The following is a 20899-nucleotide window of genomic DNA, read 5'->3' on the forward strand; positions in this document are numbered from 1 at the left end:
ATAATCACGCCCCGTCAGGCAGGCTCAGCCGTTGCTACCCAACCACGCGCTGGCAATGTCCTGCGCGGACTTCTGGTCCACGGTGCTCTGGACATTCAGGTTGACCAGTTCCTCGGCGGAGAGCTTGGCGCTGATCGGGTTGATCACTGCCGCGAGCTCTTCGGACTTGTCGGCTTCGACCACCGGGACCACGTTGGAGGCGAGGAACAGCGCCTTCGGGTCGTCCAGGACCACCAGCTTGTCCGTCTTGATCCGCGGGTCGGCGGTGAACACGTTGGCCACGTTCACCGTTCCGGCGTTCAGGTCTTCCACGGTGGTGTCTCCCGTGGCCGAGAATGCCACGTCGACTCCGTACGTCTTGCTCAGGCCCTTCGGACCGTAAGGCCGCTCGGCCAGCTCCGGCGGACCTCCGAGAGTGAGCTTCTGCGACACCTTGGCCAGATCCTCGATCGACGAGACGCTGTTGTCCTTGGCGAACTTCTCGGTGACCGTGTACGAATCCTGGTCCGAGGCCTGGGCCTGGTCCAGCACCGCCAGGGAGTCGGGCAGCGCCTTGCCGAGCTCGTCATACACGTCTTCCGACGCGCGGGCTGAGGTTTTCGGCTCGAAATACTGCAACAGGTTGCCGGTGTATTCGGGCATGATGTCGATGCTGCCGTTCTCCAGCTGCGGCATGTACGCATCGCGCTGCCCGATGTTGAACTTCCGTTCCACGGTGAAACCTGCCTTCTCCAGCGCCTGGGCGTAGATCTCCGCGATGATCTCATTCGAGTAGTACGCCTGCGAGCCAACGACCACGCTCTTGTCCGATTCCCCGGAGGCTCCGGCGCTTGGCTCGTTGGCCAGCGGATCGCTGGAACCGCATCCGGCCAGCGCCAGCATTCCGGCCAGCGCCAGGACCGAGGCCGCCCGGGCCTTGTGCATTGGGAACTTCATGTTCGCGTCCTTTCAACGGGGCGATCTATCTGTAACTCAAGGGTGTTTCCGTTGTCGCGGTCCCCGGCACGGGTGCTGCGCAGCCCGCGGGGAACCGACATCTTTTGGACCAGGGCCATTAGCAGCTCCAGGATGAGCGCGAGCGCCGCGACCATGAGCGCGCCGCCGAGCACCATGTCGTAGCGCCTGAGGTTCAGGCCGGTGATGATCGGCAGGCCCAGACCCCCGAGGTTGACGTAGGCGGCGATGGTGACGGTGGCTGCCACCTGCAAGATGGCCGAACGCAGGCCGCCCACCAGCAGCGGCAGGCCCAAGGGAATCTCGACCTTGGCCAGGATCTCGCGTTCGGTCATGCCCATGGCGCGGGCGGCGTCGATGGTTTTGCGGTCGATGGATTCAAGCCCGGTATAGGCGCCGGCCAGGATGGACGGGATGGCGAGCAGCACGAAGGTGATGACCGCGGCTTCCGGCTTGTGCAGCACCCCGGCCAGCAGCACCAGCAGGATCAGCAGTCCGAAGGAGGGAACGGCTCGGGCCAGCCCGGAGACAGCCACCGCGATTTCGCGGCCGCGTCCGGTATGGCCGATGGCCCAGCCGGCGGGGATGGCGATGACCGCGGCGATCGCGACGGCGAGCGCCGTGTACATCAGGTGCTGTCCGAGCAGGAGCAGCAGCGAGTTCGGCCCGCTCCACTGGGCGGGGTCGGTGAGCCAGGTGAAGGCTTCGCGCAGCAGGTTCATCGGGTGCCCACTGCCTGCGGGGCGCGGTTCCGTGCGCGGCGTGCGCGGCGTGCGCGCCGTGCGCGCCGCGGCTGCGCGGCGGTCCATGGCATGAGCCAGCGCCCGGCCAGCACCAGCAGCAAGTCGATGATCAGCGCGATCAGCGCCACCGCGAGGACGCCGGCGAGCACCTCGGGGATGATGCGCCGCTGCAGGCCGTTGGTGAACAAGTAACCCAGGTTGGTCACGCCGACCAGGATGCCCACGGTGGCCAGCGAGATGGTGCTGACCGAGGTGACGCGCAGCCCGGCGAGGATCACCGGGCCGGCCAGCGGAAGCTCCACCGCGGCGAAGCGCCGGCCGGGGCCGTAGCCCATGGCCGTGGCGGCCGAGCGGGTCTGCGGATCAACCGAGTCCAGGCCGTCCACCACGCAGCGGACCATGATGGCCAGCGCGTAGATGGTCAGCGCCACGATGAGGTTCGCTTCGCTGATGGCGCTCATTCCGGTGACGACCGGCAGGATCATGAGCAGCGCCAGCGAGGGGATGGTGTAGAGCAGGCCGGTGCCGGTCACCACCAGTCCGCGTAGCGCCTTGTAGCGCCAGGCGGCCCAGCCCAGGGGCAGCGAGACCAGGAAGCCGGCGGCGATCGCCCACAGGCTTTGGCGCAGGTGCTCCATGGCCAGCGTCCCGATCAGGTCGAGGTTCTCCAGGATCCAGTTCATGCCTGGTCCAGGTCGTTCTCGTCGATCAGGCGTCCCTGGGTCCTGCCCTGGGGGTCCACCAGCACCGTGCCGGTAGGCGTCTGCTTCAGGCGCAGGGCGCGCTGCCCGCGTTCGGCCCCGATGAACGAGGCGACAAAATCGTTGGCCGGCGATTCGATGATCTGGCTGGGGGTTCCCACCTGCAGCTTCCGGGCCTGCTCGGAGAGGATGACCACCTGGTCCCCCAGCAGGAACGCCTCGTCGATGTCGTGGGTGACGAAGATGATCGTTTTGCCCAGCTCCCGCTGCAGCCGCAGCAGCTCTTGCTGCAGTTCGGTGCGCACGATCGGGTCCACCGCGCCGAAGGGCTCGTCCATGAGCAGGATGTTCGGTTCCGGGGCCAACGCCCGGGCGACGCCGACGCGCTGCTGCTGGCCGCCGGAGAGCTGGTGCGGATACCTGTCGGCCAAGCCGGAATCCAGTCCCACCGTCGCCATCAGTTCAAGTGCCCGGTGGCGGGCCTTGCCGCGGGAAGTTCCCTTGAGCCTGGGTACCGTGGCGATGTTCTCCGCGACGGTGAAATGCGGGAGCAGCCCGGCATTCTGCATGACATAGCCGATGCTGCGGCGCAGCAGGACCGGGGACCCGGAGCCGATGTCCTGCCCGTCGATCCTGATGCTCCCGGCGGAGGGCTCGACCATGCGGTTGACCATGCGCAGCAGCGTCGTCTTGCCGCACCCGGAGGATCCGACGAACACCGTGGTGCGGTGCGCTGGCACTTCGAGGGAGAAATCGCTGACCGCCGTGGTGCCGCCCGGGTAGCTCTTGCTGACTGCGTCGAATTCGATCATGGGCGGACACCGTCCGCATCCTGGATCTGCAGCGCACGGTGCGGCGCTGGCCTCAGGGGATTCGTCAGGGCGTTCATTTGCCCCATTCTGCCTAATCCGAGGCTTCCGGCACAGTCCCGCTCGCAAATCTTCAGCATTAGTTCAGTTTGTCATCCCAGATCAGGAACGTATAAGTGATCGCAAAAGAATGACCCCGCGAAATTCTCTGCGAGATTTCACGGGGTCATCGACAGCTCTTTAGAAGGACTGCCACTGATCGAGGTAGTCCGGGGCGTTCACGCTGCCGAAACCAATTCCGAGGACCAGCAGAATGATCGAAATGATCCATGCGGTCTTCTTGTGCTTTTCGTACCCGGCCAGACGGTAGCCGTACTTGTCGCGCATGCCGCCGGCAAGGATCAAGATGATGTCCACGATGAGCCAGATGCCGAAACCGCCGAGGGTGATCAGCTTGAGGATTCCGGTGCCGATCTTCCCGAGGTAGAAGCGGTCGATGCCCAGACCTCCGAGGAACCACGAGAGCAGCCACGTTGCAATGAAGCTCTTGTGGCCTTCACCGTTGTTGTGCTGCTCGTAAGGGTTGGACGGATACGAGCTGGTGGAGTTGGCGTAGTAATTCGGCGGGTTTGGCGGAACTGACATGAAGAATCCTCGCGATGCGGTTGATGGTGGTGAGGCGCTGGCCTCGATGAGGATGGGAGACCAATGTTTAAGCACATCTGATCTAGAGATTCCTCGGGATCCACACTAGTGAATAGCGGCATCTCCTACCAACTACGCATGGATTCACAACGGGTTGGCCTCTCAGGCCGCTGATTCGGCATTGCGTCCGGACAACCTTGGAGTGATCATCCAAACGCTTGACACGGACAGTGCGAGGTACCCTGCCGCACTCCAGATCCAGCACCCTGCAGGTGCGCCCGGCAAGAGAAGCAGCAATCCGGCGCCGGAAACAAGCATGGTCGCCACGGCCCCGGTGGCCGCCGCACCCCGCGGGGTTGCCGCACTGCCCGGATTCCGGCGACGAGCCTGGAGCACCATTCCAGCGAGGGCGCCCAACCCGGGAATCAGCCCGGCGCCGGCACCGAGCATGGCTCCGTTGGCCAGTGCGCCGAAAGCTATGGCGAACGAATCCGTCAGCCGTCCCGCGGTTGTCAACGTTTCGACCAGTAGACCCCGGTGGTTCAGTATTACCAGCAAAGCGCCGAGCGCTGCGCCGACAAGCACCGTTCCGGCCAGCAAGCGAAGCGAAATCCGTTGAACTTCCGGTGCGGGAGCGTGTGACACGTGGGCAGAATCTTTGGTTGGGCAAATAATATGCTGGTACGGGCTGTCATGTCGCGGGCCCTTGGCTGGCATCCGTGCGGTTCAACACCAGCAGGGTTCCGAAGGCCAAGATGAAGCACCACGCCAGCAGGCCGAAGGTGATGGCGTAGACGAATCCTAGATTTGGTTCCTCGCTGAGAACGGTTGAGAAGATCAGCACTGCGGGAATCAGCCCGCCGGCCATTGAGCCCATGCCACCGGCGGCTGCTTGCTGAAGTACCGTCGCTTCCGGGCGTCGGGCTTCGAGGATTCCCAAGGCCGCATAGGTCGCAGACCACGAGAGTATTCCCAGCGCCAAGCCGCAGAGCATCGCGGCCGGAAGCACCACCAATGCCAGATCCAGGAGGTAGCCGCCATCAAGCATCTCCTCCGGTGCTGTCCCGATGAATTGGGGTCCCCACCAAGCGGCGACGGAAATCGTTCCGGACAGCACCCCGAGGCCCGCGGCTGTCCAGAACAGCCGTTTGCCCATGGTGCCGAGGTCGCGTGCTCGTTGACGGATCATAGGCCAATCCTAGCCCGGGGGCTTCGCGGTCGACGCCGAGGAATCCGGAGATGACGCCTTGTTCCGCAAACCTGCTCAGATTCGACTCGACGAGGCCTGCGGACGGCGCAAAGCCTGCATCTTCCCCTGGCTGGCGGGACGATGCAGGCTTCTGAGCAACCGGTCCGCTACGGCATCGCGGATAAGACTACTTGGTCACGGTCTTGGTTGTGGTGGGCGCGGCCCATGTTGCTGTCGGAATCGTCAGCCTGTAGCTCTTCTTCTTCGACTGCTTCACGGTAATCCTCGCCGCGCCCTTCTTGAGGTCAACGGTCTTCAAGGTCTTCCAGGTGTTGCCCGACTTCACCTGGAACTTGGCCTTCTTGCCGTTGTACTGGGCGTAGCGGTACTTCTCCGGCGAATAAACCTGTGCCGTGGCCGTCAAGGTGACCTTGCTGCCCGAGCGGGTCGCTTTCAGCGTGCTCTTGGTCTTGCCACGCACATAGAACGTCTTGCTGCTGTAGTCGGTGTAATCGCTGTAGTCGGAGAAGTATTCGCCGAAGTACGAATCCCAGTAGTCGTACTCGGCGAAGATGTCAGCCGGTCCAACCTTGTAGGCACCCAAGCCGTAAAGGCTCGGGCAGACAGAGGCCCTGTCCGATACGCGACGTCCCTCCATCCACAAGGCATCAACCACACCGCCGTTTCGCGTGACGTCGATAATCCCATAGGAATCGACGTAGTCGCCTTTGATCTTGGTGCTGGCAGACACCGGAATATTGCGGCAGCTCGAGTCCCCGACGGTGATCGACGACACCGAATAGCCGGTGATGTCGATCGGGCGTTCGCTGGCCTGCGCCGGAGCCGCGGCCACGGTGAGGGCCCCGACCAGGCCCATCGTTGCCAGCGCGCCCATGGCGCGTGATAGTGCAGTTTTCCTCATGAGGTCCCCCAGAATGCGTGTGAGTGCGATGCCGTTGCGACATCGAGCTCAACAAAGCATATGGGAGGCATCGGACATTTTTACTGGTTTTCGCCGGAATATTTCGCCCTGGCTCGACATCACGAATAAATCGTTGGGGTGCGGCCCTTGCCGCGCGACGGACCGGGAGACCCGCGGATCGCACAACGCAGGGTTAAACAGCGGAACCCCGCCCGGGGGCAGGGTTCCGCGGTTCGGTGTTCCAGAAGCCTAGGCTTCGAGCACCACAGGTACGATCATCGGGCGGCGGCGCAGCTTGCGCGAAACCCACGAGCCGATCACGCGGCGCGTGATCTGCTGCAGCTGGTGCGTGGTGTGGTTCGGGTTGTTCGCAACCGCCTCCACGATCGCGGCGGCGATCTTCGGCTTGATCTCGTTGAAGACCGAGTCCTCTTCGGCCACGCCGCGGGCGTGGATGTCCGGGCCGGAGATGATGGTGCCGTTCTGGCGGTTGATCACGGTGATGACCGAGATGAAGCCCTCCTCGCCCAGGGTGACGCGGTCCTTCAGGTCGTCGTCGGTGATGGTGCCGACCTTGGAGCCGTCAACGTAGACGTATCCGCATTCGACCTGGCCGACGAGCTTGGCCACGCCGTCCTTGAGGTCGATGACCGAGCCGTCCTCGGCCAGCAGCACGTTCTCCTCCGGCACACCCGACTGCGCGGCCAGGCGGCCGTTGGCGATCAGGTGGCGGGTTTCGCCGTGCACCGGCAGCACGTTCTTCGGGCGCAGGATGTTGTAGCAGTACAGCAGCTCGCCGGCCGAGGCGTGCCCGGAGACGTGGACCTTGGCCATGCCCTTGTGGATGACCTCGGCGCCCAAGCGCATCAGGCCGTTGATCACGCGGAAGACCGAGTTCTCGTTGCCCGGGATCAGGCTGGAAGCCAGGATCACGGTGTCGCCCGGGTTGATCTGCACCTTGTGCTCGCCGTTGGCCATGCGCGAGAGCGCGGCCATCGGCTCACCCTGCGAGCCGGTGGACATCAGCACGACCTTGTGGTCCGGCAGCTGGTCGATCTGCTTCAGGTCGACCAGTACGCCCGGCGGGATGTCCAGGTAGCCCAGGCGTTCGGCGATGCCCATGTTGCGCACCATCGAGCGGCCGATGAAGGCCACCTTGCGTCCGTGCATGGCCGCGGCGTCCAGCACCTGCTGCACGCGGTGCACGTGCGAGGAGAAGGAAGCGACAATGATGCGGCGGCGGGCGCGGGCGAACTTGGCTTCGAGCACCGGGCCGATTTCGCGTTCGGCGACGGTGAAGCCCGGCACCTCCGCGTTGGTGGAGTCCGGCAGGAACAGGTCCACGCCTTCCTCCCCGAGGCGGGCGAAGTGGCGCAGATCGGTGATGCGGCCGTCCAGCGGCAGCTGATCCATCTTGAAGTCGCCGGTGTGCAGCACGGTGCCGGCCTCGGTGCGCAGGAAGACCGCCAGGGCGTCCGGGATGGAGTGGTTGACCGCGACGAATTCGCATTCGAAGTTGCCGACCTGGGCGATCTCGCCCTCCACCACGATGTTGCTGTTGGCCTTGATGCGGTGCTCGGCCAGCTTGGCTTCGACGAAGGCCAGGGTCAGCTTGGACCCGTACAGCGGGATGTCTTCGCGAAGGCGCAGCAGGTACGGCACCGCACCGATGTGGTCCTCATGGCCGTGGGTGAGCACGAGGCCCACCACGTCGTCCAGGCGGTCCTTGATGTATGAGAAGTCCGGCAGGATCAGATCCACGCCAGGCTGGTGCTCCTCGGGGAAGAGCACGCCGCAGTCCACGATCAACAGCTTGCCGTCGAGCTCGAACACTGTCATGTTTCGGCCGACTTCGCCCAAGCCTCCGAGGGGGACGATGCGCATGGTCCCCTTCTTCACCTTGGCCGGGGTCTGCATGCGCGCAGAATCGGCCTTTCCTACTGAACTCTCAGTCATATGCGGTTATACCCTTTCGTTACAGATCCCATCCGCCTTCACGTAGGTCCGCGCGGATGGCATCGAGTTCTGCGTCCGACGGTGCCAGCAGCGGCAGTCGGACGACGGTGTTCGGCAGGACACCCTGCCAGTGAAGTCCATATTTTGCGGCGACCGCGCCCTGGATGTGGCTCATGATGCCGCGCTGGATCGGGTCCAGCTCGAAGTGTGTAGCGCGTGCAGTGGCCAGATCCCCGGCATGCATTGCATTAACCAGCGTACGGTATTTGGCGGCCGCGACGTGAGCGGAGACCGAAACCACGCCGACGGCGCCCGCGGCCATGAGCGGCAGGGTCAGCCCGTCGTCGCCCGAGTACACATGCAGGTTGGTCTTGGCCAGCACGGTGGTGGTGGACTGGTAATCGGCCTTGGCGTCCTTCAACGCGATCACCTGCGGGATCTTCGCCAGTTCGATGATCGTCTGCGGGGCCAGCGAGATGCCGGCCCGGCCGGGGATGTCGTAGAGCATGATGGGCAGTTCCACGGCGTCGGCGATCGCCTTCACGTGGGCGATGACACCTGCCTGGCTCGGCTTGTTGTAGTACGGGGTGGTGACCAGGATGCCGTCAACGCCGGTTTCCTTGGCGGCCAGCGACAGTGCGATGGAGTGGCGGGTGTCGTTCGTGGTGGATCCGGCGAGCACCGCGGCGCGGTCTCCGACGGCCGCGACTACTGCGCGGAACAGGCCCACGTTTTCCTCGTCGGTCAGGGTCGAGGTCTCGCCGGTGGTGCCGGTGACGACCAGGCCGTCGCAGCCATCGTCCACGAGCTTGGCGGCCAGCTTGGCGGCCATTTCATAATCGACCTCACCAGCGTCGGTGAAGGGCGTGACCATCGCGGTCAGCACCGTGCCAAAGGGGAACGCCTGATTATCAATTGCACTTGTAGCCATGGGATTAAATCTACACTCGCGCATGTTGCGATGGCATCTTCCGACAATTCCGTGATGCGATAACTCCATGGACCAATCGAGCAAACCGTCACGGCTGCTGGGGGTGGATGCGGCACGTCTTGCCGCCATCCTCGGCATGTTCGCGGCCCACATTTTCAGCCTGTACGAAAGGGGGCCCGAAGGAGCCTACTCCCCTACGTTTACCGGGGCTGTAGCCGCGGGGCGGGCTTCGGTTTTGTTCATGGTTTTGGCCGGAGTTTCGCTGACGCTGCTGACGCGTTCGCTAGCGCGCAGGGGCTTTTCCAACCCCAAGGTTTACTCAGTCCTTGCCCTGAGAGCATCAATTATTCCCGTGCTCGGAATGCTGATTGGACCGTCAAATGAAGGCATTGCGGTCATTTTGGTTCACTATGGCCTACTTTTCCTGTTGCTTCCTCTGGCCCTGAGGCTCTCAAGAACAACAATTTGGGTAGTCTCAGCCCTATGGCTGCTGATCATGCCTATACTGTGGCGGCCCTTGGCGCACGCCTGGGAGGGCCAGACGCTCGGGCACAACCCGACCTTTCTCGACCTGCTCACCCCAGGGCTGCTGCTCAAGGACATCTTAGTCACCGGCTACTACCCGCTGATGGTCTGGGTCGGATTCGGGCTGCTGGGCATCGCGCTGGGGCGCACGTGCCTGGCTTCGCCGGCGACCGCCGCAAAGCTCTCCGCAGGCGGGGCGGCGGCGGCCCTTACGACGCTCGCGCTCGGCTGGGCGGCTACGAGCCGGTTTACCGAGCAGATCGCAGCCGCCGTACGGATCCCCCTGGACGACGTGGGCGCACTGGTGGCCGCCGGCCGTCTGCCGCGAGTCAGCCTGGATCCGTTGTTGGCGGACCCCTCCTACATCTGGCTGCCCACCGCGCACAGCACCTCACTGGTCTTCACCCTCCATGCGGCCGCCTGCGCCGTCACGGCGATCGGCCTGATGCAGCTGGTCGTTCCGTTGCTGGGCCTGGTGGGCTGGTTCCTTGCCGGGGCGGGACGGGCCCCGTTGACGCTGTACGCGGGGCATATTCTGGTCCTGCCCCTGATGCAGGACTACCTGCCGCCGATGGCGATCTGGTGGATCCTGTGCGCGGCTACCGCGGCGCTGGGGCTCTGGCTCGGATTCACCAAGTCCACCGGCCCTCTGGAATACGTGGTGCGGGTCCTGAGCGGCGCCGACTCCGAGCCACCCGGCAGGGGCGCTTCGGCCCCGCCGTCCCGCTGAGCCGGTGGCGCCGGCTCCCGACGAACACCCAAAAGATCCCCGCCTTCCTTGGTCGAGGAAGACGGGGACCTGTGCTGTCGTAGGCAATGCGCCGCAGGATTAGACCGCTCCGGTCTTCTGCTCCTGGCGCCAGAAGCCGATGGACGTGCGCATCGAGTTGCGCGCCCGGCGCTTGTCGCCGCAGGCCTCGTAGGCCAGGGCCAGACGGTACCAGGACTTCCAGGACTCCGGGTTTTCCTCCACATCGCGTTGGTGGTTGGGGAAGTCGGCATCCGCGGCTTCACGCACGAACCGTCCCGACGGCATGCGCGGCAGGTCCTCGGGCAGTTCGCCCAGCGTGGCCAGGGTCTTGCCCATGGCTTCGGTGCGCAGTCCGAACAGGACTTCGCGGATCAGGATCCAGACGCCGAACGCGGGAACCACCAGAATGGCGACACCCATGATCTTTGCCGTCAGCGAATCGGTACCCATGAAGCGGAACGCCTGGGTGAATGCCATGCCGATATACAGGGCGAAGAGAATGAGGATTCCGCCGACCCAAAGTTTTGTTTTCACTGGCCCAGCTCCAGGTAACCGTCCAGCCCGTAGGTCAGTCCCGGGCGCGAGGCCACGGTGCGCAAGCCCAGCAGCACGCCTGGCATGAACGAGGCGCGGTCGTAGGAATCATGGCGCAAGGTGAGCTGCTCGCCCGGACCGCCGAGCAGGACTTCCTGGTGGGCGACCAGGCCGCGCAGGCGCACCGAATGCACGTGGATGCCATCCACCTCGGCTCCGCGAGCGCCGTCCAGCTGGGTTTCGGTGGCATCCGGGCTCGGAGCGACGCCTGCGGCCTCGCGGGACTTGGCAATCAGCTCGGCGGTGCGCACGGCGGTGCCGCTGGGTGCGTCGACCTTGTTCGGGTGGTGCAATTCAATGATTTCCACCGATTCGAAGTACTTGGCGGCGGTGGCCGCGAACGCGCTGGCCAGCACGGATCCCAAGGCGAAGTTCGGGGCGATCAGCACGCCGTTCTCGGGGTGCTCGGCCAGGAGCGCTTCGAGCGCAGCGCGGCGCTCGTCGCTCCACCCGGTGGTGCCGACCACCGCATGCAGCCCGTGTTCGATGGCGAAACGCACGTTCTGCTCGGTGGAGGCGGGGACAGACAGATCAACGATGTGGGTGGCTCCGGCATCGATGATCTGCTGGAGGTCGTCCCCTCGCCCCAGGCTCGCTACCAGTTCCATATCTGCTGCGTCGGTGACGGCCTTGACCGCTTCCGAGCCCATACGTCCGGCCGCGCCGAGCACGGCCACCTTGATCTGTGCACTCATGCCTTTAACCCTATCGCCAACAAAGGTGTGCGATGGATTTGCGTGACGCGCAGCTCAACTGGATGCACCGCAGGGCGCTGCCGCTGTGTTTCTGCGGACACTGCGGGCCCGTGCGGTGGGGTTGCTTGGTTTTCCCGCGCAGGCTAGGCCAAGATGAGTGCAGGCACATCACGATCGACAGGCATGGACTCAGTGGGGCAAACAATCAAGCGAATCGGATTCAGTGCGCTTTCGGTGCTGGTATTGGCATGTGGAACTACCGCCTGCGGGGCTGCCAGCGAACCTGACGCCCTGGCCGATGACCAGCAGCAGGCCATCGTCGACCTGGTCCAGGATCACGGCACTGACTTCACCGCGCCGTCGTGCCAGGTCGAGGTCTTCCGCATCGGGGATCCCGCCACCTTCGGCTGGGCCACCTGCATAGAGACGCAGGGCCCGGGCCCCGCGCCCGCCACCCAAGCCGCCTCTTTCCCGTTCAAGATCACCGGGGACACGGTTCAGAAACCCGAAGACGGCGACCGGTACCTCAAAGACGTGCACGAGATGTTTCCCGAGGACCTGTGGTCCGCGCTCGAACAGCGCCACCGCGGAGCCTGAGTGCCGCACAACCCAGCCCCGTCATTTCTGACACCACGAAAGGCCACCGTGAGGCACGAATACTTCGGAGTACTGCCCGAGTCCCTGAACACCCGGCTGTCGGTGCGCATGGCGGGACAGGGACCCGATGTGGTGCTGATCCACGGGCTCGGCGCGTCCAGCCGGTATTTCACCCCGCTGGCCAACCTGCTCGCCGCCGACCACCGCGTGATCGTTCCTGAACTGCCGGGGCATGGAAAGAACATGGACGACGGCAGACCGGTCACGGTGGCCAGGTTTGCCCACGAGGTAGCCCTGGCGCTGCGCCAGCTCAAGGCCGAGAACGTGGTGCTGGTAGGGCATTCAATGGGAGCCCAGGTGGCCATCGAAATCGCGCGCTCCTGGCCCGGTCTGGTCAAGCACCTGGTTGTCGCCGCACCGGCAGTTAACGACCGGGAGGACACCCTGTTCCGGCAGACCCGGCGCCTGCTGGAGGACTTCCCGAACGAGTTGAATTCGGTCAAGGCAATCCTTGCGGTGGACTACCTGCGCTGCGGCATCCCGTGGTGGGCCAAGAGCTGCCGGGAGATGCTGGATTATCCGACCATCGACCTGCTGGGCACGGTCCGCTGCCCGGTGGATGTCGTGTGCGGCACCAGAGACCCGCTCTCCCCGCCGGAATTCGGGCTGCGGCTCACCGCCAAGGCCCCGGGGTCCCGGCTGACGATCCTGCGCCAGGCCGCGCATGGGTTCAATTTCTCCCATGCGCCGGAACTGGCAGGAATCATCCGGCGGGCCGGAGCAGCCGGCCATGCAGCTGGGGTCCCCGCGGTTCCGGCCGAAGCTGCCTGACCGCAGGGCCACATCCTCCTACAGGCCCAGCGCCGCCTCGTTTTCGAACGGCCCCACAACGGTGATGACCCGTTCCCGGGCGGCCAGTTCCTGTGCCAGCGCCTGGACCTGCTCGGCAGTCACGGCATGCACGCGGGACAGGGCTTCATCAATGTCGTGGAATTCTCCGGTGATCATTTCCGCGCGCCCCAGTCGGGACATGCGGCTTCCCGGATCTTCCAGCGCCAGCACGGTGCCGCCGGCCAGCTGGCCCTTGGCCTGGGACAGTTCCTCGGCAGAGATGCCCTGCTGGGCCAGCCGGTCAAGTTCAGCGCCGAGCAGCCCGATGACCTCGGCGGCCTTGCCGGGGGCGCAGCCGGCGTACATGCCGAAGTAGCCGGCGTCGGTGTACGCCGCGGAGAAGGAATAGGTGGAGTAGGCCAGGCCGCGCTTTTCGCGGATCTCTTGGAACAGCCGCGAACTCATGCCGCCTCCGAGCACGGCGTTGAGCACCGCCAGCACCTGGCGGCGGTCGTCGTGCCCGGTGATGCTGGTACACCCGATGATGATGTTTGCCTGTTCCACCGGGCGGTTGATGACTTCGAGTCCGGGGATGCTGGTGATTTTTGCCGGCTCCGGGTTGCGGCGCGGCTCGGGCACGGCCAGCGGGTCCAGTTCCCATCCGGCGTCGCTCAGCGCGGTCATCAGCATGGAGCACAGTTCCTCGTGGTCCAGCGAGCCTGCCGCAGTGACGATCAGTTCGCTCGGACGGTAGTGGGCGCGGTAGTGCTCCATCACCGCCTCGCGGGAAATCGCCATGATCTCTTCAGGGCTGCCGCCGATGGGGCGGCCCAGCGGGTGGTTGCCCATGACGCGGGCGACAAAGTGCTCGTGCGCGACATCCGTGGCGTCATCGGCGTCCATGGCCAGTTCCTCGATAATGACACCGCGTTCCTGCTCCAGCTCATGCGGGTCGATGACGGCCGAGGTGACCATGTCCGCAATGACTTCCATGGCCATCGGCAGGTCGGTGTCCAGGACCCGCGCGTAGTAGCAGGTCGATTCCTTGGCGGTGGCCGCATTGGATTCGCCGCCGACGGCGTCGAAGGACTGGGCGATTTCCAGCGCGCTGCGTTTGGTGGTGCCCTTGAACAGCAGGTGTTCCAGGAAGTGGGTCGAGCCGTAGTGTCCGGCTTCCTCGTCACGCGAACCAACCGGAACCCAGAACCCCACGGTGGTCGAGCGCTGCCCCGGCATGGCTTCGGTCAAGACGCGGACGCCGCCGGGCAGGATGCTGCGGCGAACTTCCGAACCGCCCTCGCCGCGGTGAACCAGCGTGAGGTCCGCGGGGTCGAGAGGCGAAAACTGCTGATCCTCCACCGAATGCAACGGCAACGGAATCATGACCACTGGGTACGTCCTTAGATCGCTCGAAGTCAGCCAGCACCATGCTGGCAATCGTTCATTAATTCTCGCACAGCGGGCGAAAAGTGTTGGCAACTGGCACCGGCCGGCTGGCGGCAGGAAAGTATGTTCGGTCAAAAACACCGATGGTGCCAGTCGGTTCCGACTGGCACCATCGGTGCATCAATTCAACTTGATTAGTGAGCCCGGCGCTTTCTCGCCAGGACCGCAATGGTTCCCAGCAGGATCAGCACGCCTGCAAGTCCCATCAGTGCCGCTGCAGCGATACCGGTCTGCGCCAGATCTTCGTCCTTTGGCTTGTCCCCGCTGGTGGATGGTGGCATAGGTGAGCGCACCAGCCGGCAGGCCATCACCCAGGTGGCACAGAACCTCTTCGCCGCCGGCGCCGCGCAACGCGTGGTAGTTGCCGGAATGCCGAAGCTGCGCGCCGCCATGCATCTGGATACCGTGTTCACCTTCGCCGACCGCGATGTGGTGACCTATTTCCCGGACATCGTTGACGGCATCCACACCTTCTCGCTGCGCCCTGCCGACAACGGATCGGTGGAGGTCTTCGAGGAGAAGAATCCTTTTGTGGACGTGGCGGCCGATTCGCTGGGCCTGAAGAAGCTGCGCGCCATCAAGCCGGGCGGCGGATGGTATGCCGGCGAGCGCCAGCAGTGGGACTCGGGCAACAACCTGGTAGCGGTGGAGCCCGGCGTGGTGTTCGCCTACGACCGCAACACGCATGTGAATGCACTGCTGCGCAAGGAAGGCGTGGAAGTCATCACGATTGTCGGAGCAGAACTTGGACGCGGCCGCGGCGGCGGGCACTGCATGACCAATCCGCTCTCGCGCGAGGCCGTGGACTTCTAGCCGGTCCGGAAAACACGCGGATGCCCGGAGCCGCGGCCACGAAGCTGGCTGCGGCTCCGGGCATCAACTTTGCGTCCCTGTCTCCTGGTGTTTACGCGGTGTTGCGGCCCCCGCTGAGGTCCAGCACCTGCCCGGTCATGTAGCTGGCTTCGGGCGAGAGCAGCCACAGGGCCAGCGCCGAGAATTCCTGCGGCTCCCCCACGCGTTTCATCGGAACCCGCGCCAGCAGCGCCGCATTGCGTTCGGGGCTGAGGTCTTCGAGCAGCCGGGTATTGAACATCGAAGGAGCGATGCAGTTGATGGTGATCCCGAAGCGAGCGGTTTCCTTGGCCACTGCCTTGGCCAGGGTGATCATCCCTGCCTTGGACACCGCGTAGGCGCTCATGTTCTCGTTGCCTTCGCGCCCGGCAATGGAGGAGAGCATCACGATGCGCCCGTAGTTCGCCTGCTTCATCAGCGGGAGAACCACCTGCAAACCGTAGAAGCAGCCGTCCAGGTTGATTTCAAGGGTCTTCTTCCACCCGGCCACCGGCACATCCTGCACCGCATATTCCGGGCCCTGGATGCCGTGGCAGAACAGTGCCCCGTCCAGCTGGCCGTAGGCCTCGCGAATGCTGTGTGCGGCGGCTTGCCAAGCCTGCGGATCCGCGACGTCCAAATCCAGGGACAGCGCCGCCTGCGGGGTCCGTGGCTTGACGAGGTCGGTGGCCACCACGGTGGCTCCCTCCTTTGCCAGCCGTCGCACCGCGTCGGCGCCCAGTCCTCCGGCCGCCCCGGTGACCAGCACCACCCGCCCGGAAAAGCGCCCCTCCCAGGGAACGAACTGCCCGGGGACGCCAGCGGATGCCTGATCCGTCATTTGCCAGCCTCCACCAATGCCGCTGCGGCCTGCTCCCGGGCCGCATGGGCGCCGGCAATGTGGGCGCCGGCCGCGTAGCCGCGGGTGACGGCCGAGCCCAGGGTCGCGCCCCCGCCCGGGTAGTTGTTGCGGAACACCCCTGCCGAGGCATTGCCCGCCGCATACAGCCCGGTGATCGGTTCGCCGTGGCGATCCAGCACCTGGGAATGCTCGTTGGTAGACAGCCCGCCCGAGGTTCCCAGCACGCCGGGATGGATCGGCACCGCGTAGAACGGCCCCCGCTGCAACGGGGCGAGGCACGGGTTGGGCGCATTCGCGGCATCCCCCAGATGCCGGTCCTGCTCGGTGGCGCCACGGCCGAACTCGGGGTCCGCACCCGCCCGGGCGCCGATGTTGAAGCGTTCGACGCTCTCCTGCAGTGCCGCCGCGTCGATGCCCACTTCCCCGGCCAGCTCCCGCAGCGTCGGCGCGCTGTGCATCCAGTCGGGCCGTACCCCGGGCGTGGAACCGGCCACCGGGTACTTTGCGAAATAGTCAGCGTCGAAGACAAGCCAGGCTGGGCTGTTCTGCAGGGCCGAGCTGACCGGGTCGATGTTGCCGAAGACCCGGCACAGATCGTGGTAGTTCAGTGCCTCGTTCACGAACCGCCGGCCGGAGGCGTTGACGGTGATGGATCCCGGAAGGGTCATCTCGACATTCGCCATGCGTCCGGAGGGTTTGCCGTCGTACTCGGCGTCCGGAGCGGCGATCACCGGCACACCCCAGATCGCGGTCATGTCCTTGACCGCGGCGCCGGCGGCCAACGCCAGCTCCAGGCCGCTGCCCTCGTTGGACGGCGCGCTGATCGGGGTCACATCGAATGACAGGTAGGTCTCGCGCAGCCTCGGGTTCCATTCGAATCCGCCCGAGGCGATGACCACGCTGACGGCGCTGACCTGCCGCTTGCCGGCTACTTTGAGGATCCAGCCGTCCTGTTCCCGCCGCAGGCCGGTGACTTCTGCATCCAGCGCCAGCTGCACGCCGCGGTCCAGCGCGCTCGCCGCGAGCGAGCCGACCAGCGCGCCGCCCATGGTGCGCACCCCCGACGCCTTGCGCCGGGCCAGCAGTTCCGGATCCGGGGCGCGGCCGTTGAGCTCGTCGCGTTCGATCATGCTCAGCAGCGGGAAATAGGTGGGTTGGCGCAGCGCATCGGCCAGACCCGGATAGTCCTCGGTGGTGAACGGCAGGTTGTCCAGGCTGCGCCCGCCGGACGCCGCGCCCTGCCATTCCATGTGGTAGTCCGGGCGCCCCAGCGGCACCAGCCGTACCCGGGTATGAGTGTCCAGGAATTCCACCGCCTGCGCGCTGGTGTCCACGAACCAGTCGATCTCCTCCGGGCTCATCACCTGGCCGGCCGCGGCCTTCAGGTAGGCGGCGCCGGCCGCGGCGCTGTCCCGGTAGCCGGCCTGCTTGGCCAGGTGGTTGTTCGGCGCCCAGATGACGCCACCACCGGCCGAGCTGGTGCCGCCGAGCTTGCCGGCCTTCTCCAGCACCAGCACGCTGGCTCCTGACGCGGCGGCCCGGACCGCCGCGGTCAGTCCCGCGGCTCCGGAACCGAGAACCACCAGGTCGTAGCCTGAATCCAGCTCCTGAATGGCGGTCAGCGGGTTGCGAGTCGATTCGGGGGTCGTACTCATCTGGCGGTACTCCTTTCCAGGCGGGCAGTGCCGGCCTGCGGTGGGATGCCTGCTCCAGTGACAGGCAGGTCGATGACGATCTTGCCGACGGCTTGGCTGGAGTCGAGCATGGTTTCAAAGGCCTGGCCCAGCGAGTCGAAGGCGAAGCGGTGGGTAACCAGCCGCGTTGCCTGCTGCTGATGGCGGGCGAGCACGTCGAGCGCGTCGGGGATCAGGTTCAGGCTGTTGCGGCTGCCGCGGATGTCCAGCTCCTTGAAGGGAATATCGCGCAGGGACAGCGAGGCGTGGCGGGTAGAGATGCCCACCTGCACCAGGCGTGCGGTCGGCGCGGCCAGGCGGACAGCGGTTTCGAAGGACGCGGGGACGCCGGTGGCCTCGATGACCAGGGTCGGTCCCGCGGCGGCTCCCCAGGCCTCCCGCGGGATCCCGCCACCGGGTGCGAAGGCTGCCACAGCGCCGAAGTCGCGGGCCAAATCCATGCGTGCCCGGGACAGGTCCGAGGCGATGACCCGGACCCCGCGTTCGGCCAGGAACAGCGTGGCCAGCAGGCCGATGGGGCCGCAACCGAGCACCAGCGCGGTTTCTCCGGGTACCGGGGTGCCCCGGTTGACCGCCTGCATGGCGATGGATCCGGGCTCCCCCAGCGCGCCCAGATGCAGCGGCAGCCCCTGGGGCAGCGGATGCAGCTTGTCCACCGGGACGCTGACGACTTCTGCCAGCGCCCCGTCCTCGTAGCAGCCCAGGCAGGAGATCGATTCGCAGACGTTGTACCGCCCGTCCAGGCACGGCGGGCAGTGGGAGCAGTAGACCATGGGGCTCACCGCCACTTCCAGCCCGGGGACCAACGGCAGCCCGCTGCGCGGGTCAACGGCGCCGGGATCGATCTGCTCGATGATTCCGGTGAATTCGTGGCCCTGGATGACCGGCAGCTCGGCCGGGTAGTCGTCGTCCCAGATGTGCGCGTCGGTGCCGCACAGGGCCACGTGCCGGACCCGGACCAGAGCGCGGCCGGGCGCCGGGGCCGGAGCGGGGACTTCGCGGTATTCAATGCATCGCTTGGCCGTCGTGGTGGCGGTGAGCATGGTGCTGTCCTTCCGTGGCGGCGGCTCGGGGCCGCCGCCGGGGTTCCTAGAGTTTGTCCTTGCCGAAGAAGACGTCCCAGCGGCGGATCTCGCGCTGCTCGATCAGGCCTTCGCGGGCGAACGGGTCCTGGTACATCAGCGCCAGCGCCGCCTGCTCGGATTCGGCGCCGATGACCAGCAGCGCGCCGGCGCCGGAGTCCACCGGTCCGCTCACGCGCAGCTCGCCGTTCTCGAAGCGCTGCTGCAGGAATTCGACGTGGGTCGGGCGGACACGGTCCCGTGCGTCGCTGGTGGCCGGCGAGTAGGTGTAGGTGATGGCGTAGAAGTTCATGCTCGATGCTCCTTGTTCGATGGTCGGGTTAGCTGCGGGCGGCGGAACGCGAAGTCGGCTCGTTGGAAGGGTTTTCGGCAGAGGGGTCCGTGGCCAGGTCGCGGCCCACCAGGTAGCCGAAGGTCAGTGCCGGGCCGAGGTTGATGCCGCCGGCCGGGTAGTGGCCGCCCATGACGCTGGCCTGGTCGTTGCCGACGGCGAACAGCCCCGGCAGGGCCTCGCCCTGCTCGTCAAGCACCCGGGCCTTGGCGTCCACATCCAGCCCGGCGAAAGTGCCGAAGCTGCCCGGAACCACCTTGACCGCGTAGAACGGGCCCTTCTGGATCGGGCCGAGGGTCGGGTTGGGGGTGTTCTTGGCATCGCCGCCGTAGCGATTGAACGGGGTTTCGCCGCGGCCGAACTGAGGGTCGATGCCCTTGGCGGCGTTGGCGTTGAAGTCCTCGACGGTCTTTTCAAGCTGCGCCGGGTCGATGCCGCATTTGGCGGCGAGCTCCGCCAGGGTGTCGCCCTTGACCAGGTAGCCGCTGCGCAGGTACGGGGTCAGCGGCACCGGCAGCGGCTTGGCCATGCCCAGCGGGAAGCGGCGCACGTAGCGCGAATCGGCAATCTGCCAGGAGACCACCGGCTGGCCCTCGGGGGTGGCTTCCAGCATGCCGGCGACGTAGTCGTAGTAGCCGTTGGCCTCGTTGACGAAGCGCTTGCCGTTGGGCAGCACGCCGATGCTGCCGGGCTTGGCGCGGTCCATGATGTGCGGGAAGGTCCCGGTGCTTCCGTTGGGGTAGCGGATCAGCGAGACCGGGCACCAGGCCGCCGGGGAGGTGACGTCGGTGTTGAAGCGGGCGCCCACCGCCTGGGCCAGACGCAGGCCGGCACCGTCGGCTTCCGGCGGGGTCAGCGTCCAGTGCTCCTTGCCCGTCGGGGTCTTGGGGAACAGTTCCCGGCGCAGCTTGGCGTTCTGCGGAAAGCCTCCGGTGGCCAGCACCACGCCGCGCGCAGCGGTGATGGTGTAGCCCGTGGCGCCGCTGCTGACCCTGACCCCGGTGATGCGACCGGTGGAATCGGTGAGCAGTTCGTCCGCGGACGTTGACACGCGGATGTCGACTCCCAGGTCGTCGGCGGACTTCATCAGGCGCCCGGTCAGCGCGGTGCCGTTGACCAGCTGCATATTGCGGCGGTAGACGGCCATGGACAGCATATGGGTGCTCACGCGCTTGGCGGCGTGGATGAGACCCGGGATGCTGCCGGTTGAGGCTGAGAGGAACTTGGAAAGGTCCGGGCCTGCCATGATGCCCATACCCAGGAAGCTGGTGGCGTAGAGCTGGTGGCGCATCTTGGCGCGCAGTTCGCGCGGGATCTTGCGGGCGTCGTAGGGCGCCGGGCCCACCGAGCGGTGGCCGGTGCCGGCGCCCGGGGTGTTGCCGTAGATGTCCTTGATCTGCGCGCCGGGGGTGAACTGCAAGCTGGTGTGGTTGTGGAAGAAGTCCACCATCTGCGGGGCTCCTTCGAGGAAGGCGTCCACGCGGTCGGCGTTGTAGTACTCCCCCAGCCGGTGCTGCAGGTAGGTGCGGAATTCCTCCCGGTCCTCGTCCACGCCATCGGCTTTGGCCAGCGGGTTGCCCGGGGCCCAGGCCCAGCCGCCGGAGTAGGAGGTCGCCCCTCCGCAGACCTTGGCCTTTTCCACCACGATGACCTTCAGTCCGTGGTAGGCGGCGGCCACTGCCGCCGACAGCCCGCCGGCGCCGGAGCCGACGACCACGACATCGGCGGCGGTGTCGGCGGTTGCGCTTCGTAGGGTTGCGGTGCTCATGGAAATCATCCGTTTCTTGGGTGTTCGTGCTTGGTGGTTCGT

Annotated in this window: 23 protein-coding genes; 4 read left to right on the forward strand and 19 right to left on the reverse strand. The window is 65.9% G+C overall.

Annotated elements, in window-relative coordinates:
* Positions 1–24 precede the first annotated feature (24 nt).
* From DFO58_RS05725 to dapA, 10 genes are all read right to left on the reverse strand, one after another.
* The gene (locus DFO58_RS05725) at positions 25–936 is read right to left on the reverse strand and encodes an ABC transporter substrate-binding protein (protein ID WP_113606594.1); all 912 of its coding nucleotides are present in this window, start codon (positions 934–936) and stop codon (positions 25–27) included.
* On the reverse strand, positions 933–1676 hold the full coding sequence (locus DFO58_RS05730) for an ABC transporter permease subunit (protein ID WP_120989602.1): 744 nt from the start codon (positions 1674–1676) through the stop codon (positions 933–935). Before DFO58_RS05730 ends, DFO58_RS05725 begins: the two co-directional genes overlap by 4 nt.
* On the reverse strand, positions 1673–2380 hold the full coding sequence (locus DFO58_RS05735; RefSeq protein ID WP_120989604.1) for an ABC transporter permease: 708 nt from the start codon (positions 2378–2380) through the stop codon (positions 1673–1675). Before DFO58_RS05735 ends, DFO58_RS05730 begins: the two co-directional genes overlap by 4 nt.
* The gene (locus DFO58_RS05740) at positions 2377–3210 is read right to left on the reverse strand and encodes an ATP-binding cassette domain-containing protein (RefSeq protein ID WP_120989606.1); all 834 of its coding nucleotides are present in this window, start codon (positions 3208–3210) and stop codon (positions 2377–2379) included. Before DFO58_RS05740 ends, DFO58_RS05735 begins: the two co-directional genes overlap by 4 nt.
* A 237-nt stretch (positions 3211–3447) precedes the next feature.
* Positions 3448–3852, reverse strand: coding sequence for a TM2 domain-containing protein (locus DFO58_RS05745; protein ID WP_120989608.1), 405 nt, complete (start codon positions 3850–3852; stop codon positions 3448–3450).
* A 162-nt stretch (positions 3853–4014) separates the two neighbouring features.
* A complete protein-coding gene (locus tag DFO58_RS05750) occupies positions 4015–4497 on the reverse strand; it encodes a hypothetical protein (RefSeq protein ID WP_147407193.1) in 483 nt (160 codons plus the stop codon).
* 46 nt (positions 4498–4543) lie between these two features.
* Positions 4544–5041: a hypothetical protein gene (locus DFO58_RS05755; RefSeq protein ID WP_120989612.1), complete on the reverse strand. Its 498-nt coding sequence runs from the start codon at positions 5039–5041 to the stop codon at positions 4544–4546.
* A 187-nt stretch (positions 5042–5228) separates the two neighbouring features.
* Positions 5229–5963, reverse strand: coding sequence for a hypothetical protein (locus DFO58_RS05760; RefSeq protein WP_147407194.1), 735 nt, complete (start codon positions 5961–5963; stop codon positions 5229–5231).
* A gap of 249 nt (positions 5964–6212) precedes the next feature.
* Positions 6213–7919 carry a ribonuclease J gene (locus DFO58_RS05765; protein WP_047121141.1) on the reverse strand — a complete coding sequence of 569 codons (1707 nt, stop codon included), beginning with the start codon at positions 7917–7919 and terminating at the stop codon, positions 6213–6215.
* A gap of 19 nt (positions 7920–7938) precedes the next feature.
* Positions 7939–8850, reverse strand: a complete 912-nt coding sequence (gene dapA / locus DFO58_RS05770; protein ID WP_120989616.1) for a 4-hydroxy-tetrahydrodipicolinate synthase — start codon at positions 8848–8850, stop codon at positions 7939–7941.
* A 67-nt stretch (positions 8851–8917) separates the two neighbouring features.
* On the opposite strand from dapA, the gene DFO58_RS05775 reads away from it, so the two are divergent.
* Entirely contained in the window at positions 8918–10105 is a 1188-nt protein-coding gene (locus tag DFO58_RS05775) for a heparan-alpha-glucosaminide N-acetyltransferase domain-containing protein (RefSeq protein WP_120989618.1), read from the forward strand.
* Positions 10106–10204: 99 nt separating this feature from the next.
* On the opposite strand, the gene DFO58_RS05780 is transcribed toward DFO58_RS05775, so the two are convergent.
* A complete protein-coding gene (locus DFO58_RS05780) occupies positions 10205–10660 on the reverse strand; it encodes a tetratricopeptide repeat protein (protein WP_047121139.1) in 456 nt (151 codons plus the stop codon).
* A complete protein-coding gene (dapB, locus tag DFO58_RS05785) occupies positions 10657–11415 on the reverse strand; it encodes a 4-hydroxy-tetrahydrodipicolinate reductase (RefSeq protein ID WP_047121138.1) in 759 nt (252 codons plus the stop codon). The genes DFO58_RS05780 and dapB overlap by 4 nt, the downstream gene beginning before the upstream one ends.
* 243 nt (positions 11416–11658) lie before the next feature.
* Between dapB and DFO58_RS05790 the strand changes: the two genes are divergently transcribed.
* Together DFO58_RS05790 and DFO58_RS05795 are read left to right on the forward strand one after the other, a co-directional pair.
* Positions 11659–12012, forward strand: coding sequence for a hypothetical protein (locus tag DFO58_RS05790; protein WP_147407195.1), 354 nt, complete (start codon positions 11659–11661; stop codon positions 12010–12012).
* A gap of 48 nt (positions 12013–12060) precedes the next feature.
* The gene (locus tag DFO58_RS05795) at positions 12061–12843 is read left to right on the forward strand and encodes an alpha/beta hydrolase (protein ID WP_120989622.1); all 783 of its coding nucleotides are present in this window, start codon (positions 12061–12063) and stop codon (positions 12841–12843) included.
* Positions 12844–12861: 18 nt separating this feature from the next.
* Here DFO58_RS05795 and DFO58_RS05800 read toward each other — a convergent pair whose 3' ends face one another.
* Positions 12862–14226, reverse strand: a complete 1365-nt coding sequence (locus DFO58_RS05800; protein WP_120990187.1) for a pitrilysin family protein — start codon at positions 14224–14226, stop codon at positions 12862–12864.
* A gap of 197 nt (positions 14227–14423) precedes the next feature.
* Entirely contained in the window at positions 14424–14570 is a 147-nt protein-coding gene (locus DFO58_RS18865) for an LPXTG cell wall anchor domain-containing protein (protein ID WP_353616378.1), read from the reverse strand.
* Positions 14571–14604: 34 nt separating this feature from the next.
* Between DFO58_RS18865 and DFO58_RS05805 the strand changes: the two genes are divergently transcribed.
* Positions 14605–15102 (forward strand): arginine deiminase family protein, encoded by a 498-nt coding sequence (locus tag DFO58_RS05805; RefSeq protein ID WP_353616379.1) that lies wholly within the window; start codon positions 14605–14607, stop codon positions 15100–15102.
* 91 nt (positions 15103–15193) lie between these two features.
* On the opposite strand, the gene DFO58_RS05810 is transcribed toward DFO58_RS05805, so the two are convergent.
* Genes DFO58_RS05810 through DFO58_RS05830 form a run of 5 tightly spaced genes read right to left on the reverse strand, consistent with a single transcriptional unit; the run spans position 15194 to position 20857 of the window.
* Positions 15194–15961: an SDR family NAD(P)-dependent oxidoreductase gene (locus tag DFO58_RS05810; protein ID WP_120989626.1), complete on the reverse strand. Its 768-nt coding sequence runs from the start codon at positions 15959–15961 to the stop codon at positions 15194–15196.
* Entirely contained in the window at positions 15958–17637 is a 1680-nt protein-coding gene (locus DFO58_RS05815) for an FAD-dependent oxidoreductase (RefSeq protein ID WP_120989628.1), read from the reverse strand. Before DFO58_RS05815 ends, DFO58_RS05810 begins: the two co-directional genes overlap by 4 nt.
* Positions 17634–18719, reverse strand: coding sequence for an alcohol dehydrogenase catalytic domain-containing protein (locus DFO58_RS05820; RefSeq protein ID WP_120989630.1), 1086 nt, complete (start codon positions 18717–18719; stop codon positions 17634–17636). The genes DFO58_RS05815 and DFO58_RS05820 overlap by 4 nt, the downstream gene beginning before the upstream one ends.
* 46 nt (positions 18720–18765) lie before the next feature.
* The gene (locus tag DFO58_RS05825) at positions 18766–19050 is read right to left on the reverse strand and encodes a YciI family protein (protein ID WP_120989632.1); all 285 of its coding nucleotides are present in this window, start codon (positions 19048–19050) and stop codon (positions 18766–18768) included.
* Positions 19051–19078: 28 nt separating this feature from the next.
* Positions 19079–20857 (reverse strand): FAD-dependent oxidoreductase, encoded by a 1779-nt coding sequence (locus tag DFO58_RS05830; RefSeq protein ID WP_120990189.1) that lies wholly within the window; start codon positions 20855–20857, stop codon positions 19079–19081.
* Between the last annotated feature and the right edge of the window lie 42 nt (positions 20858–20899).

This window comes from Arthrobacter sp. AG1021 (assembly GCF_003633665.1).
GTDB lineage: Bacteria > Actinomycetota > Actinomycetes > Actinomycetales > Micrococcaceae > Glutamicibacter > Glutamicibacter soli.